The sequence below is a fragment of the Micromonospora marincola genome (assembly GCF_056150385.1).
The window spans coordinates 19,418-34,919 of the sequence record NZ_JAXCFT010000004.1 but is presented as its reverse complement, the minus strand read 5'-3'; the positions used below and the strand labels follow the sequence as shown (position 1 = coordinate 34,919).

Sequence of the window (15,502 nt, the reverse complement as noted above, 5' to 3'; positions counted from 1 at the left end):
CCTCGCCGCCGCGCAGGCCGGCCAGCACCTCTTCCAGCTCGTCCGGCTTCACAAGCACGTCGCGGGCCTTGGAACCCTCGGACGGGCCGACCACGCCCCGGGTCTCCATCAGGTCCATCAGCCGGCCCGCCTTGGCGAAGCCGACCCGCAGCTTGCGCTGGAGCATCGAGGTCGAGCCGAACTGTGAGGTGACCACCAGCTCGACGGCCTGCACGAGCAGGTCGAGGTCGTCGCCGATGTCCTCGTCGATCTTCTTCTTGTTGTCCTGCGCCGGGGCGAGCACGTCCTTGCGGAACTCCGGTTCGCGCTGGTCCTTGCAGAACTTGACCACGTCGGCGATCTCGCGCTCGGTCACCCAGGCGCCCTGGATCCGCACCGGCTTCGACGCGCCCATCGGCAGGAACAGGCCGTCACCGCGACCGAGCAGCTTCTCCGCGCCGGGCTGGTCGAGGATGACCCGGGAGTCGGCGAGCGACGAGGTGGCGAACGCGAGCCGGGACGGCACGTTGGCCTTGATCAGGCCGGTGACCACGTCCACCGAGGGGCGCTGGGTGGCCAGCACCAGGTGGATGCCGGCGGCGCGGGCCAACTGGGTGATCCGGACGACGGAGTCCTCCACGTCGCGCGGGGCGACCATCATCAGGTCGGCCAACTCGTCCACGATCACCAACAGGTAGGGGTAGGGCCGCATCTCCCGCTCGCTGCCCGGCGGCGCCTTGATCTCGCCGTTGCGCACCTTGCGGTTGAAGTCGTCGATGTGCCGGACCCCGTTGGCGGCGAGGTCGTCGTAGCGCATGTCCATCTCACGCACGACCCACTCCAGCGAGTCGGCCGCCTTCTTCGGGTTCGTCACGATCGGCGTGACCAGGTGCGGGACGCCCTCGTAACTGGTCAGTTCCACCCGCTTCGGATCCACCAGCAGAAGACGTACCTCATCGGGAGTCGCTCGGGTGAGGATCGACACCAGGAGTGAGTTGAGCAGGCTGGAATTGTGAGTTGGGATGAGAGTCCTACCGGCCAGGAACAGATGACTGGGGCTGTCCACCTCGACACAGCGCACTGCCACGGATGAGACCGGCCGTACGGCGACGATGTATCGCCTCATCGTGCTGGAACGAATCTGCGTGACCTGCCTGCTGGCCTTCCGGGTGAGCCGGAACACCTTGTCCGGCGGCGTGAAGTGGATCCGGTAACAGGTCGAGGTCGCCAGGGATCGGCCCTCGACCTGCTTGGTGGTCATGGTCGCTTGGTACCCCAGGCCCAGAATCAACTCGAACGCGTCCTGTGCGAGCCGTTCGGATGTGAGGGCCAGCTCCACCCCACCGCGCTTCGACACCGTGCCATCCGTGTCCAGGAGCCCGGCGAGCAGAGCCCGCCTCTGGGCCTCAGAGGCACGCTGATAGGCGAGGGGGATGTGCTTGTCGCCGATCTCCCGGAACATGGCCCGCATCGTGCGGTACGGCCTGACGGGCGCGGTGCGCTCCGGACCGGGCGGAGCTGCATCGACGGGCAATCCTGCCTTGCGGGCAAGGTAGACCGCAGTGTTGGAGACCCCGACCTGACGAGCAGCCTGCGGCCCGCTCACCCCCTGTTCCACCAGGCGCAGGGCCGCCAGGATGCGATCCGCGCGTTCCTGCCGGTTGGAGATGGTGTACAGAAGCTCGCTGGCAGGTTGCTTGAGGACCTCATAGCCCTCCAACCTGATCCCGTCGAGGATCTCCTCGTCCGCGCTCGTGATGCTGGCGGCTCCTGTAGTCCCGTCCCCTAGCCAGCAGCCCAGCGTGTATGGCGCAATAGGCAGCTCCGCCTGGGGGCAGACCAACGGCTGGGCAACGTCAATGGCATGGTTCGTCCACTCACCACGAGGACCGACGCGTAGGCTCTCGGCGATCTGTCGGGTCGTCACCACTGCCACGTCGTGGATCTGACGTCTGGTGGAACGACCGGGGGCGAGAACCTTTTGGGAGAGCGCTTTGTACACCCGGTGGCGGGAGTACGTTTCTACCCAACGAGTGAGGCTACGACCACCGCGCTCATAGAGTCGTCGGGCCAGTCGCGCCTCTGTCGGTATTGGACGCAGCACCTGGTAGAGGACATTGCGGAACTGCTCACCGAGGTCCGAGACCACCTCGCCGCTGGACACCGGCCGGTCCGGCTCGCTCAGCACCTCGCCAACCCGACGCGTCACCAGTTTTCGGTCATCCTCCGCCCAGTAGCTGCCGTCCTTCCACCGATGCCTGCGCTGCGTACGGCCGGCCCTTGTCGTCGTACGCCACTGGTGCTCCGCGTCAGCGACTATGACGGATCCGTCGGAGAACTCCACCTCGTAGCAAGGCCGCCCGTGCATGACTGGCGTCGCCGCGACCACGTTGCAGGGTCGACCCATCTCGTCGAACACCTGGTCACCTACGCGGAGGTCCGCCATCGCCGACCAGCCCGTGGGGGTGGCGATCGGAGTGTCGAGGGCCAGGGCCTTGCCGGCCCCGGTTGCGCCCGCCACCAGGATGTGCGGCATCTTGGCGAGGTTGGCCACCACGTAGCCGCCCTCGATGTCCTTGCCGAGCGCCACCACCATCGGGTGGTGGTCGCTCGTGGCGGCCCGCGAGCGCAGCACGTCCCCGAGCGACACGTTCTCCGGATCGGTGTTCGGAATCTCCACGCCGACCGCGCTCTTGCCCGGGATCGGGCTGAGGATCCGCACGTCCGGCGACTTCACCGCGTACGCGATGTTGCGCGAGAGCTGGGTGATCCGCTCGACCTTGACGCCCGGCCCCAACTCGACCTCGTAGCGGGTGACGGTCGGGCCGCGGGTGAAACCGGTGACCGCCGCGTCCACGTCGAACTGGTCGAAGACGCCGGTCAGCGCCGCGATCACCTCGTCGTTGGCCTTGCTCCGGGTCTTCGGCGCGGCGCCGTTGCCGAGCAGGTTGGCCGGCGGCAGCGTGTAGTCCCCGGCCAGCCCGGTGAGCGCGAGCTGCTCGGCGCGGGTGGGCAGCGGTGAGTGCTCCGGCGGCTCGGCCGGCTTGCGGTTCGCCGGCACCTTGGGCATCTTGCGCGGCAGCACGATGGTTTCCTGGAGGTCGACGCCGGCCAACTCGTCGTCCGGGTCCAGCGGATCCAGCGGCGGTGGAAGCCGCTTCGCCGGCCGCTTGCGCGCCGGCTTCGGCGGCGCCTCGACCTCGTCCCGCTCCTCCTCGACCTCCTCGGGCGCGTCCGGGTCGGCGCGCAACCCCAGCCGCTCCGGGATCCGGTTGATCGGCGTCGCGGTGACCACGAGCAGGCCGAACACCAGCAGCAGGAGCAGCAGCGGCATGGCCACCCAGGCGGTCACCGCCGACTTCAGCAGGTCGCCCACCCCGGCGCCGACCAGGCCGCCGGCGTAGTCGCGCTGGACGTCGTCGACCGGGTTCTGCCCGATGTGCAGCATCGCGGCGGTCGCCAGCAACATCGAACCCCAGCCGACCAGGCCGCGCCCGCGGTGCTCCGGATCCACCGGAGTGCGCATGAGCCGCCACGCGCCGACCATGAACAGCACCGGCAGCACGATCGAGATCGCCCCGACGAAGAGCCGCACGGTGTCGGCCAGGTGCCGGCCCACCGGCCCGGCGCCACCACCCCAGATACCCACCGCGGCGAGGATGGCCAGGCCGAACAGCAGCAGGCCGGCGCCGTCGCGACGGTGCTCCGGGTCAAGCTCCCGGGTGGACGCGGCCTGCCGGCCGACGGCCCGGAACGACCAGCCGACCGAGTGCGCCAGCCCCATGAACATGGCGTTGACGGCCCGGCCGACGAACGCGGCCGGGCTCGGCCCGGACGCCGGACGCCGCCGGGCGGGCTTGCGCGCCGCCTTCTTCGCCGGTTGGCGGGCACGGTTGTTCGTGGAGCCACGTGGCGACGCGCCGCGCCGCCGGCTCGCCTGAGAGGTACGGCCCGCCATAGAGTCACGGTAACGGCGGCACCCGGCGAAACGCCGCCTTTCCGGGTCGCGTCCGCGTGTCGCAGCACAGGTCGGACCGTCGTTTGTGTTATTCGCCTCAGAAGGGATGCCCGATGGCGTCGCCGGAGATCGAGGATGGTCCGGACGGTCCGCTGACCGGACACCCGCAGGCGCTGCAACCGTTGACCGGTGCGCTTGTCGCCGCCGTGCTGGCCCACCGGGGATACGCGGTGGCGCAGGAGCCCGACGGCGCGCTTGTCGGCCGCTGGGAACGGAACCTGATCTGGTTCCACCGGCGGGGGGCGGCCGGGGAACTGCTCCAGGTGCGCACCGTAGCCGCGCCCCGGTTCGGCATCGAACGGGTGCCCGGGCTGCACGCGTTCTGCAACACCTGGAACCACGACCGGCTCTGGCCCAAGGCGTACGTGCACGTCGACGACGACGGGGTGGCCCAGGTCTGCGGCGAGGTCACCACCGACCTGGAACGCGGGGTGACCCCGCACCAGCTCGACCGGCTTGTCGACGGTGGCGTCACCACCGGCTGCCAGCTCGCCGAGGCCGTCGCCGACCTGCCCGGCGGGTCGGTCCGGTGACCACGGCCCGCGACCGGGGGCTGGCCGCCGCGCTCGCCGACGCCCGGGACCGGCCCGACGGCGAGCAGCGCTGCGCCGAGCTGGAGCGGATCGCCGCCCGGGCCGACGCCACAGGCGACCCGCGTACCGCGCTGTCGGCGCGGTTCGCGCTTGTCGAGGCGTACCTGCACCTGGGCGAGCGGTGGCGGACGGTGGAGCCGGTGCGCCGCCTGCGGGCCACGCTGGCCCGGCACCCGGGGCTGCTCGACGCCCACCCCGACGAGCTGGCCCGGCTGCGCCGGCACCAGCGGCAGGCGGTGGAGGCGCTCTTCGGCACCCCCCGGGTGGGGCTGGACCAAGCCCGGTCCCTGCTGGACACGCTCGCCCAGGAACTCGGCCCGGACGCCGGGCCGGTCGCCGAACTGCGCTGCCGGCTCGCCGACCACCTCGGCGACGAGCCGGCCGCCCGGGACGCGTACCCGCGGTGGACGGCCGCGGATCCGGCGGACCCGGTGGGCGGCTGCCCGGGTTGCGCCCCGGCCCGGCGGGCCGAGCTGCTGGCCGGCTGGGGCGAGGCGAAGGCGGCGCTCGCGGCGCTCGGGCCGGGGCCGGTCGACGTGCCGGGCTGCACCGACCAGCCCGAACGCTCCCTCACCGCCGGGATGCTCCCGTGGCTGCGCACCGGCGCGGTGCTGGAGGCGGCGCGGGCACACGTGCGCGCCTACCGCCGGCACCGCCGGGAGCGGGTCGCGTTTCCGCTGCTCGCCGCGCACCTGCGGTTCTGCGCGCTTGGCGGGTATCTGCACCGCGGGCTGGAGGTGCTGACCGAGCAGTTGCCCCGGCTGGACCGCCCGGCGGACGACATGTCCGCGATGGAGTTCGCCGCCGCGGGCGCGTTGCTCTGCGGGCTCGCCGCGGAGGCCGGCCTCGGTGGCCGGCGGATCCACCGCCCCGGGCACGGCTCCCGACCGGCGGCCGAGGTGGACGTGGCCACGCTCGGCGCGCAGCTCCAGGCGCTGGCGACCGCGCTGGCCGGGAGCTTCGACGCCCGCAACGGCACCGGGCACCAGTCCGGGCGGATCGCCTCCTGGCTGGCCGAACGGCCGCTCGCCGGGCCGGTGTCGCTGGCCGCCGAGAGCGAGTTCGACGACGAGCCGGCGGTCGACCCGGCCGAACCCGGTCCACCCGACCCGGAGGAGCCCGCCCCGCTCGACGCGGCGCTGCTCACCGCCGCGCTCGATGCCCGGGGCGACCCGTACACGGTCGAGCCGGACGGCACGCTCGTCGGGCGGTGGGGCGAGGCGACGATCCAGTTCCGCCGGCTCGGCCGGCAGGGTGACGTGCTGCACGCCCGGGTGGTGGCGACCCGCCGGCTGCCGCCCGGCCGGCGCGCCGAGGCGTACGCGTTCTGCAACGCCTGGAACCACGACCGGCTGCTGCCCTGCGCCTACGTGCACGAGCCCGGCGACGGGACGCTGGTGCTGGCCGCCGGTGTCACCACCGACCTGTCCTGCGGGGTCGCCCCCACCCAGCTCGCCGTGCTGGTGGCCGCCGCGGTGCGCACCGGCACGGCGTACGCCGAGGCGGTCGCCGCGCTGGGCTGAGCCCGACGCGGCGCGGCCCCCGACCCACCGGGCGGTGGTGAGTCGGGGGCCGCGGTCTCGGGGCCGGCGGTCAGCGGGCGGAGAACGCCAGCGTGTACTCGCCGGAGCCGGCCAGCCCGACGACCCGGTAGCGGTAGGCGCCGGCCGGGGTGTCGGCGGTCAGCCGGACCGGGCCGTCGGCGCCGTCGGCGCGGGCCACGGTGCGGAACGCGCCGCCGGTGAAGCGTTGCAGCTCCAGCACCACCCGGGCGCCGTCCGGGGCGGCCACGCACGCCTCCTGGGCGCCGCCGGCCACCCGGAAGAAGCGGCCGTCCGGCTGCACCTGGGCCCGCCCGGCGGCGATCCGGCCGGTCCGGCTCACCTGGCCGGTGCACTCGGCGTCGTCGGCCGGCGGATCCGTGGGCGGCGCGCTGGCCGGCGGGACCGTCTCGCCGCCACCGGCCGGCGGCTCCGTGGGCGCCTGCCCGCCGCCGGCGGTGACCAGGGTCAGGTTGTTGCGTTGGAGGATCTCGCTGACCGGCTGGAAGAACGTGACCCCGCCGCGGGTGCAGTCGCCGGACCCGCCGGAGGTGACGCCCTGCGCCTGGTCGCCGGAGAGCCACGCGCCGCCGGAGTCGCCCGGCTCGGCGCAGACGTCGGTGCGGGTCAGCCCGGTGACCGTCCCCTCCGGGTAGTTGACCGTGGCGTTCTTCGCCTGGACCACCCCGCACCGGGTGCCGGTGGTGGAGCCGGACCGGCAGATCGAGGCGCCGACCGGGGCCTCGGTGGAGCCGTTCACCGGCACCGTGCCGCCGTTGAAGTCGTTCACCACGCCCTGCGGCGTCCAGTCGCCGTTGACCTCCACCACGGCCCAGTCGTCGCCGGGGAACGAGGACGCGGAGAACGTGCCCTGGGCGACCCGGTTCGACCCGGTGGTGCGGTCACCCGGCCGGCCGCAGTGCCCGGCGGTGACGAAACCGCCTACCACCGAGAAGCCGACCGAGCAGCGGCCGGCGTTGTTGATGAAGAACGCGTCGCCGCCCCGGACGTCGAACAGCGGGCGGGGGGCCTCGTCGGCGGTCCGCACCCGGACCGCGCCCGTCCCGCCGGCGGCGGCGAACCGGCGACCGGCGGCCTCCGCGCCGGGCCGGGCGACCACCACCACGGAGTTGGTGGCCACGTCGACGTACCAGCCCGCGATGTCCGGGCTGGCGTCGGCGCCGGCCGCGTCGAGCCGGGTCTTCACCGCGTCCAGCTCGGCGACGCCGCGCGCGACGGGCTTCGGCACCGCGCCGGCCGCCGCGACGCGCGCCGCCTGCGCCGGGTCGGCCACCGCCACGTTGAGCGTGGCGCCGTCGGCGCTGAGCCAGCTACCGCCGTAGTCGGCGCCGAGTTCGGTGCGCAGCCTGGTGACCGTGCCGGCGGCCCAGCGTTCGGTGCGCAGCCGGCGTACCGCCTGGTCGCGGGTGAGCGCGAGGTCGCGGCCCAGCGCGTCAAGCACCTCCGGCGCGACGCCGTCGGCGGACGGGGCGGCCCGCCGGGGTCCCTCACCGGCGAACGACGGCAGGGTCACCGCCGCCGCCAGTCCGGCCGCCGCCACCAGTACGCCGATGGCTGTCATCCGTCTGCGGTCCATCCGCCACGCTCCTCCCGACCGGCGCGGGGGGCACGCCGGACGACCGGGAATACGGAGACGGACGCCGATCGGTTGAATCCCGGCACCGGGTTTCGACGGGGCGTGTCGGGGCGTACCCGGAAAGCGACGACGCCGGCCCACCGCGGACGGTGGGCCGGCGCGCGAAGCGGTCGGGTCAGACCTCGACGACGGTCGGTACGATCATCGGGCGACGACGGTACGCGTCGTTCACCCAGCGCCCCACCGTCCGGCGGACGATCTGCTGGAGTTGGTGCGGGTCGGTGATGCCGTCCGCGGCGGCCCGGTTCAGCGCCTCGGTGACAAGCGGCACCACCGGGTTGAACGCGGCCGGATCCTCGGAGAAGCCCTTCGCCGAGACGGTCGGGCCGGCGACCACCTTGCCGGTGACCGAGTCGACGACGACTGTGGTGGCGATGAAGCCGCCGTCGCCGAGGATCCGGCGCTCGGTGAGCAGCGACTCGCTGACGTCGCCGACGGCCAGGCCGTCGACGTAGACGTACCGGCTCTTCACCCGCCCGACCAGGCTGGCCCGGCCCTCGACCAGGTCGACCACGTCGCCGTCCTCGCAGAGCACCACCCGGTCCGGCGCGACGCCTGACTCGATGCCGAGCCGGGCGTGCGCGCGCAGGTGCCGCCACTCGCCGTGCACCGGCATCAGGTTGCTCGGCCGCACCACGTTGAGCAGGTAGAGCAGTTCGCCGGCCGGGGCGTGACCGGAGACGTGCACCTTGGCCACGTCCTTGTGCACCACCACGGCGCCGGCCCGGGCCAGTCGGTTGATCACCCGGTAGACCGAGGTCTCGTTGCCGGGGACCAGCGACGACGCGAGCACCACGGTGTCGCCCGGCGCGATGGTGATGTGCCTGTGGTCGCCGCTCGCCATTCGGCCGAGCGCGCTCATCGGCTCGCCCTGCGAGCCGGTGGACATCAGCACGATCTGCTCGGGCGGCAGGTTGGTGGCCTCCTCGATCCCGACCACCAGACCGGCCGGGATGTTGAGCAGGCCCAGGTCACGGGCGATGCCCATGTTGCGGACCATGGACCGGCCGATGAGCGCCACCTTGCGACCGTGCTCGGCCGCCGAGTCGAAGACCTGCTGCACCCGGTGCACGTGCGAGGCGAACGAGGCGACGATGATCCGCCCCTTCGCCTTCGCGAAGATCGAGTCGAGCACCGGCCCGATCTCCCGTTCCGGCGTGACGAAGCCGGGGATCTCCGCGTTCGTGGAGTCGGACAGCAGCAGGTCGACGCCCTCGGCGCCGAGCCGGGCGAAGCCGGCCAGGTCGGTGATCCGCCCGTCCAGCGGGAGCTGGTCCATCTTGAAGTCGCCGGTGTGCAGCACCAGGCCGGCCGGGGTGCGGATGGCCACCGCGAGCGCGTCCGGGATCGAGTGGTTCACCGCGAAGAACTCGCACTCGAACGGGCCGAGCCGTTCCCGGCCGCCCTCCCGGACGGTGAGCGTGTAGGGCTGGATCCGCCGCTCGGCCAGCTTCGCCTCGACGAGCGCCAGCGTGAACTGGGAGCCGACCAGCGGAATGTCGGGTTTGTGGGCGAGCAGGTACGGCACCGCGCCGATGTGGTCCTCGTGGCCGTGGGTGAGCACGATCGCCTGCACGTCGGCCAGCCGGTCCAGGATCGGACCGAAGTCGGGCAGGATCAGGTCCACGCCCGGCTGCTCGACGTCGGGGAAGAGCACCCCGCAGTCGACGATCAGCAGCTTGCCGTCGAACTCGAAGACGGTCATGTTCCGGCCGATGGCGCCGAGTCCGCCGAGCGGCATGATCCGCAGGCCGCCCTCCGGCAGCGGCGGGGGCAGCTCACCCTCGATGTGCGCCTCGGTCACGCGTCACCTCATTCTGCGACGCCGTCGCGCGGCGTCCGTCGTGTCGTTTGATTATTCGGGCAGGGGCAGGCCCGCCGCGGCGCAGTCGGCGCGCAGCTGAGCCAGTTCGTCGCCGGTGGCTTCCACGAGCGGCGGTCGTAACGGACCGGCCGGCAGGCCCTGGGCCGCGAGGCCGGCCTTGACCAGGATCGTGCCCTGGGTGCGGAAGATACCGGTGTAGAGCGGCAGCAACCGCCGGTGCAGCGCGAGCGCGCCGGCGATGTCGCCGGCCTCGAACGCCTCGATCATCTGCTTCGTCGGCACGCCGATGAAGTGCGTCGAGGTGCCGACCACGCCGGCCCCGCCGATCGACAGGAACGGCAGGGTGAGCGCGTCCTCGCCGCTGTAGAACGCGAGGTCGGTGCGGCTGAGCACCTCGGAGGTGGCCATCAGGTCACCCTTGGCGTCCTTGACCGCGACGATCCGGCCGTGCTCGGCGAGCTTGACGAGCGTCTCGGTGGCGATCGCCACCCCGGAGCGGTGCGGGATGTCGTAGAGCATGACCGGCAGGCCGGTCGCGTCCGCGACGGTGGTGAAGTGGTGCAGCAGCCCGGCCTGCGGGGGCTTGTTGTAGTAGGGCGTCACCACAAGCAGGCCGTGCGCGCCGGCCTTCTCCGCCTGCGCGGCCAGCTCGACGGTGTGCCGGGTGTCGTTGGTGCCCACCCCGGCGACGATCCGGGCCCGGTCGCCGACCGCCTCGACCACGGCGCGGATCAGGTTCTCCTTCTCCGCGTCGGTGGTGGTCGGGGACTCGCCCGTGGTGCCGTTGAGCACAAGCGCGTCGTTGCCCTGCTCGTCGACGAGGTATCGGGCCAGTCGGGTGGCACCGTCCAGATCGAGTGCGCCGTCGGGGGTGAACGGCGTCACCATGGCCGTGATCATCCGCCCGAACGGGCGCGACACCCCCGGGCGCGGGGTGGCGGAGTGGTCGTGCGTCATGTTCACAACCTAGCGGACGACCACCGGTGGCCCGGCGGCGAAGGGCGACGAGTCACTCGGCGTGCGGCGACGCCGCCACCTCGGTGCCGTCCGGCAGCGCCGAGATCACGAAGTCGGCGAACACGTTCGGCGCGACGCCCTTGAGCTGACGCAGGCACTCCACGGCCAACTCGCGGATCTCCACGTCGGCGTGCTCGGTGGCGCGCATCTTGACGAAGTGCCGCCAGGCGCGGTAGTTGCCGGTCACCACGATCCGGGTCTCGGTCGCGTTCGGCAGCACCGCCCGGGCCGCCTGCCGGGCCTGCTTGCGGCGCAGCGTCGGGTTGGGCTCGTCGGTGAAGCGGGCCTCCAGCCCCTCCAGCAGATCGGTGTACGCCCGCACCGCCGCCTCGGACGCCTCGACGAACCGCTTGTGCAGCTCCGGGTCCTCGGCGATCACCGCCGGCTCGACCATCGCCGCGTCCCGCTCGGGCACGTAGCGCTGGGACAACTGCGAGTAGGAGAAGTGCCGGTGCCGGATCAACTCGTGGGTGAACGACCGGGAGACGCCGCTGAAGTAGAAGCTCACCGAGCCGTGCTCAAGCACGCTCAGGTGGCCGACGTCGAGGATGTGCGCCAGGTAGCCGGCGTTTGTCGCGGTGGCCGGGTTCGGCTTCTTCCAGCTCTGGTAGCACGCCCGGCCGGCGAACTCGGCGAGCGCCTGCCCGCCGTCGGCGTCGGTCGACCACGGCACCTCGTCCGGCGCCTGGAACTGCGTCCACGCGATCAACTTGACCTGGGGCTGCACCATCTCCGGCATGCCGAGGACTGTAGTTGGCCCGCCCCCGGCGTGGAAATCGGGCACGCGGACGACCGGCTCAGCTCGGCTCGGCTCGGCTCGGCTCGGAGATCTTGGAACGAAATGGCCCCTGGAGGGGCACTTTCCTTCCAAGATCTCCGTCGATTTCACTTCGTGGAACATCATTCTCGAATGGCGGTTGCTCAGTCCAGCCTGCGGCGATGTGGCGATTCCCGCTCGCCCGCGAACGACGACTCTCCGAGATCTCGCTGCACAGTCACAGCAGAGGCCGAACGACAGTGAACACGGACGACGGCTGCGAGGCGGGGCGCGCGGCGCCGGGGTCGCGATATCACCGACGACTCAACCCGAAAGGGGCACCAGCGGCAGGTCGTCCGGCGGCCGGGGCCGGGGCAGCCGCGTCGGTGAGCGGTCAGACGTAGAGCGAGGGGAACGGCGCCCAGGGCAGGTTGCGGACCACCGAGAAGGCCGCCCAGGCGGCCAGGAAGCCGCCGATCACCTTCGGGCTGAACTGCGGCTCCGGCAGTCGCCAGCCGAACGCCCGGTTGCCGGCCCAGGCGACGAAGAGCCAGGCCAGGAACGGCAACGCGAAGACGAAGAGGAAGTGGTGCCGGGCAGCCGCCGGCAGGTCGCCGTGCAGCACGTACCACAACGCGCGGGTGCCGCCGCAGCCCGGACAGTCCAGCCCGGTGGTGAGCTTGAGCAGGCAGGTCGGCCGGGCGTCCGGGTCGCTCACGGTGGGATCGCTGATCAGCGCGTACGCCATGCCGAGGCCGACGCAGCCCAGCGCGGCCAGCGGCACCGCCCAGCGCGGGGCGCGGGCGTGCAGGCGTAGCACCATCCGGGTGAACCGGTCGGGCTCGACCGGCTGGTAAGCCACCCCGGCCGGCCACACCGCCCCGGGCCCCTCAGCGTGCCCGTAAGGCTCGCCGTGCCCGTAAGGCTCGCCGTGCCCGTAAGGCTCGCCGTGCGTGGGCGACTCCCGGTAAGGGTCGGGCGCGGTGGCGGGCCGGTCGACGCTTGTCACGCGCTCACCGTACACCGGCCACGCCCACAAGCGCGGCGGCGAGCGGAGCGGCCAGATCGCCGGCGGCCGGCGGGGCGACCGCGTCCAGGCCGAGCCAGCCGGCGAGCCGGTAGAGCTCGGCGGCGAGCGCCACCGCGGTCTCTCCCGGGTCGGCGCCCGGCTCGACCCAGGCGGCCGGCACCAGCAGCACGCCGGCCTTCCGGTCGGCCTTGAGGTCGACCCGGGCGGTGAAGCGCTCGCCCTGCCGGAACGGCAGCACGTAGTAGCCGTGGACCCGCTGCGGCGCCGGCACGTAGATCTCGATGCGGTAGGTGAAGCCGAAGAGGCGCTCCGCCCGGGCCCGCTCCCAGACCAGCGGGTCGAACGGGCTGACCAGGGTGTTGCCCCGGACCCAGCGGGGCAGCCGGGCCTCGGCGTGCAGGTAGGCCGGCAGTCGCCAGCCCGGCACCGTGACCGGGATCAGCTCGCCCGCCTCGACCAGCTCGGCGACCGCCTGCCGGGCGGCGGTGACCGGCAGCCGGAAGTAGTCGCGCAGCTCCGGCTCGGCGGCGACGCCGAGCGACCGGGCCGCGATCGCCACCAGGGTGCGGTGCGCCTGCGCGTCGGTCGGGGTGGGCGCGTCGAGCACGGCCGCCGGCAGCACCCGCTCGGGCAGGTCGTAGCGGCGGGCGAACGAGGTGGTGCGGTCCGCCGCGGTGACCTCGCCGGACCAGAAGAGGAACTCCAGCGCCCGCTTCACGGTCGACCAGTTCCAGCCCCAGTTGCCGGTCTCGCGGGGGGCGTCGTGTTCGATCTCGGCCGCGGTGAGCGGGCCGCGGGCGGCCACCTCGTCGCGCACCCACGCCACCAGCCCGGGCTGCTCCTGGGCGATCCGGCGCATCCCGCCCCACGCGTCGTCGCGCGCCTTGGCCATCCGCCAGCGCAGCGCCGGATGCAACCCGACCGGGACCAGCGACGCCTCGTGCGCCCAGTATTCGAACAGCTCACGGGGGCGGCGGTAGGCCGCGGTGTCGAGCAGGCCGGTCGGGTAGGGCCCGAGCCGGCTGTAGAGCGGCAGGTAGTGCGCGCGTTGCAGCACGTTCACCGAGTCCATCTGGATCAGCCCGACCCGGTCGAGCACCCGACGCAGGTGGCGGCGGGTGGGCACGCCGGTGGGCGGCGGGTCGGCGAAGCCCTGGGCGGCCAGGGCGACCCGGCGGGCCTGGGCGAGCGAGAGCGAATCCGGTACGGCCATCGCCCGCGACCCTAATCCAGCCCACCGACACTGGTGCGGCGGCTGGACCGGTCGCCCGTCCGGGCATAGAACTACACGTGTGCCCACCATCCGCCGGGAGGAGCCGGACGACGCCGAGGCGATCGCCCGGGTGCACATCCACGGGTGGCGGGCCGGGTACGCCGGGATCATGCCGGACGAGGTGCTGCGCCGGCTGAATCCGGCCGCCTGGGCGCAGCGCCGCCGCGACCTCGGCACCGCCGACCCGGAGCACCCGTTCACCACGCTCGTCGCCGAGGACGACGGCGTGGTCACCGGCTTCACCACGTTCGGGCCGTACCGCAACAACCAGGACCGCGGCGACCTCGACCCGGCGTACGGCGAACTGCTTGCCATCTATCTGGAGCCGGCGCACTGGGGTTCGGGCACCGGCCCGGCGCTGCTCGCGGCGGCCCGGGCCGGCCTGGCCGGGCGGGGCTGGCGCGAGTATCGGCTCTGGGTGCTCGCCGACAACGCCCGGGCCCGCCGCTTCTACGAGCGGGCCGGGCACTCACCGGACGGCGAGGAGACCGCCTATCCGGTGCCGCTGCACGGCGGGCGCGCCCCGGTCCTGCTCCGCGAGCTGCGCTACACCGCCCGGCTCGACGGCTGACCCGGCCGGCCCCGCCGACCCGGTCGGCCGGCCGCCGCCGGTAGGTGTCGCCGAGCGGCGGATCGGCAGGCCGAGCAGCAGCGCCAGGCTGATCCAGACGTAGGTGTTGCTGCCGAGGAAGCCGTCCACGCCGGTGAAGTCCTTCTCCCAGGACCAGACGATCCGGCTGCACAGCAGCGCGTACCCGATCAACGCGGCGGCCAGCAGCACGCGGCGGCGGCGTCCCCGCGCGGGCGCCGCCATGCCGTTGTCGACGAGCAGGATCAGGCCCGGCAGCAGCCACACCAGGTGGTGCACCCAGGTCACCGGGCTGACCAGACACATCACGGCACCGGTCAGGGCCAGGCCGGTGGCCTCGTCGCCGGCGGCCACCGCGGCCCGGCACCGCCAACCCCAGACCGCCAGGGTGACGAGCACGAGCGCCAGCCAGGCGATCGTGCTCGGGTGCTCCGGGTCGAGCCGGGCCACCACCCCGCGCAGCGACTGGTTGGAGACGAACGCCAGCTCACCGACCCGGTCGGTGTTCCACAGCGCCTCGGTCCAGAACTCCCGGGAGGCGTCCGGGAAGAGACCGGCGGCAAGCAGCGTGGCGGCGGCGGCCGAGCCGACCGCGGTCGCGGCGGCCCGCCAGCGACCGGTGACAAGCAGGTAGACGACGAAGATGCCCGGGGTCAGCTTGATCGCGGTGGCCAGGCCGATGCCCACGCCGGCCCAGCGGTTGCCGGCCGGCAGCAGCCGCAGCAGGTCCACCGCCACCAGGAACAGCAGCAACATGTTGACCTGGCCGAAGTTGACCGTCTCGCGCATCGGCTCGTACGCGGCGGCCAGGCAGAGCGCGACCGCGAGGGTGAACCACCGGGTCCAGCCGGAGCGGCGGGCGACCGGGTCCAGCAGCCACCAGATCACCACGGCGCTGACCACCACCGTCGCCGCCACGCTCACCACGATCGCCGCGCCCCACGGCAGGTACGCCATCGGCAGCATGACGAGCGCGGCGAACGGCGGGTAGGTGAAGCCGTACTGGGTGCCGGCCTTGAGGAAGTCGTAGATCTCCCCGCCGTCACGCGCCCAGAAGGTGAGCGCGCCGTAGTAGACCCGCAGGTCGAAGAAGCCGTGCCGGACGGCCGCCACGGCGAGGAACACGGTGACCGCCGCGGCGAGCGCCAGCACGGCGACGACCTGCGCGGTCGTGCGCCCGGCACCCTGCGCCACCGTCACCCTCCTCGCCCTGCGTAGGCTCA

General features: G+C 73.1%; 10 protein-coding genes and 1 pseudogene. 3 read left to right on the top strand and 8 right to left on the bottom strand.

Annotated features, from left to right (window positions below; all coding sequences use genetic code 11):
• Window positions 1-13 precede the first annotated feature (13 nt).
• Window positions 14-3,937: pseudogene (locus SM450_RS11350) on the bottom strand (DNA translocase FtsK 4TM domain-containing protein); the annotation flags it as partial.
• A 113-nt stretch (window positions 3,938-4,050) separates the two neighbouring features.
• Between SM450_RS11350 and SM450_RS11345 the strand changes: the two are divergent.
• Window positions 4,051-4,530, top strand: a complete 480-nt coding sequence (locus tag SM450_RS11345) for a type III secretion system chaperone family protein (RefSeq protein WP_474619681.1) — start codon at window positions 4,051-4,053, stop codon at window positions 4,528-4,530.
• Window positions 4,527-6,113: a YbjN domain-containing protein gene (locus SM450_RS11340; protein WP_474619680.1), complete on the top strand. Its 1,587-nt coding sequence runs from the start codon at window positions 4,527-4,529 to the stop codon at window positions 6,111-6,113. Before SM450_RS11345 ends, SM450_RS11340 begins: the two co-directional genes overlap by 4 nt.
• Before the next feature lie 70 nt (window positions 6,114-6,183).
• Here SM450_RS11340 and SM450_RS11335 read toward each other — a convergent pair whose 3' ends face one another.
• The 6 genes from SM450_RS11335 to SM450_RS11310 all read right to left on the bottom strand — a co-directional run bounded on the left by SM450_RS11335 (window position 6,184) and on the right by SM450_RS11310 (window position 13,630).
• Complete coding sequence (locus SM450_RS11335; RefSeq protein WP_474619679.1) at window positions 6,184-7,728, bottom strand: S1 family peptidase; 1,545 nt, start codon at window positions 7,726-7,728, stop codon at window positions 6,184-6,186.
• 175 nt (window positions 7,729-7,903) lie between these two features.
• A complete protein-coding gene (locus tag SM450_RS11330; protein WP_474619678.1) occupies window positions 7,904-9,592 on the bottom strand; it encodes a ribonuclease J in 1,689 nt (562 codons plus the stop codon).
• A 51-nt stretch (window positions 9,593-9,643) separates the two neighbouring features.
• Window positions 9,644-10,570 carry a 4-hydroxy-tetrahydrodipicolinate synthase gene (dapA, locus tag SM450_RS11325; protein WP_474619677.1) on the bottom strand — a complete coding sequence of 309 codons (927 nt, stop codon included), beginning with the start codon at window positions 10,568-10,570 and terminating at the stop codon, window positions 9,644-9,646.
• 52 nt (window positions 10,571-10,622) lie between these two features.
• A complete protein-coding gene (gene thyX / locus SM450_RS11320) occupies window positions 10,623-11,360 on the bottom strand; it encodes an FAD-dependent thymidylate synthase (protein WP_474620057.1) in 738 nt (245 codons plus the stop codon).
• Window positions 11,361-11,781: 421 nt separating this feature from the next.
• Complete coding sequence (locus SM450_RS11315) at window positions 11,782-12,411, bottom strand: DUF2752 domain-containing protein (RefSeq protein WP_474619676.1); 630 nt, start codon at window positions 12,409-12,411, stop codon at window positions 11,782-11,784.
• Complete coding sequence (locus tag SM450_RS11310) at window positions 12,401-13,630, bottom strand: winged helix-turn-helix domain-containing protein (RefSeq protein WP_474619675.1); 1,230 nt, start codon at window positions 13,628-13,630, stop codon at window positions 12,401-12,403. The genes SM450_RS11315 and SM450_RS11310 overlap by 11 nt, the downstream gene beginning before the upstream one ends.
• A gap of 79 nt (window positions 13,631-13,709) precedes the next feature.
• Between SM450_RS11310 and SM450_RS11305 the strand changes: the two genes are divergently transcribed.
• The gene (locus tag SM450_RS11305; protein ID WP_474619674.1) at window positions 13,710-14,261 is read left to right on the top strand and encodes an N-acetyltransferase family protein; all 552 of its coding nucleotides are present in this window, start codon (window positions 13,710-13,712) and stop codon (window positions 14,259-14,261) included.
• Here the strand turns inward: SM450_RS11305 and SM450_RS11300 are convergent.
• Window positions 14,160-15,473: a glycosyltransferase 87 family protein gene (locus SM450_RS11300; RefSeq protein ID WP_474619673.1), complete on the bottom strand. Its 1,314-nt coding sequence runs from the start codon at window positions 15,471-15,473 to the stop codon at window positions 14,160-14,162. The two genes, SM450_RS11305 and SM450_RS11300, sit on opposite strands and share 102 nt — an antisense overlap.
• Between the last annotated feature and the right edge of the window lie 29 nt (window positions 15,474-15,502).

Coding starts and splice junctions, on each gene's coding strand:
- SM450_RS11345 (WP_474619681.1), top strand. CDS start 4,051: ATGGCGTCGCCGGAGATCGAGGATGGTCCGGACGGTCCGCTGACCGGA.
- dapA (WP_474619677.1), bottom strand. CDS start 10,570: ATGACGCACGACCACTCCGCCACCCCGCGCCCGGGGGTGTCGCGCCCG.
- SM450_RS11310 (WP_474619675.1), bottom strand. CDS start 13,630: ATGGCCGTACCGGATTCGCTCTCGCTCGCCCAGGCCCGCCGGGTCGCC.
- thyX (WP_474620057.1), bottom strand. CDS start 11,360: ATGGTGCAGCCCCAGGTCAAGTTGATCGCGTGGACGCAGTTCCAGGCG.
- SM450_RS11335 (WP_474619679.1), bottom strand. CDS start 7,728: ATGGACCGCAGACGGATGACAGCCATCGGCGTACTGGTGGCGGCGGCC.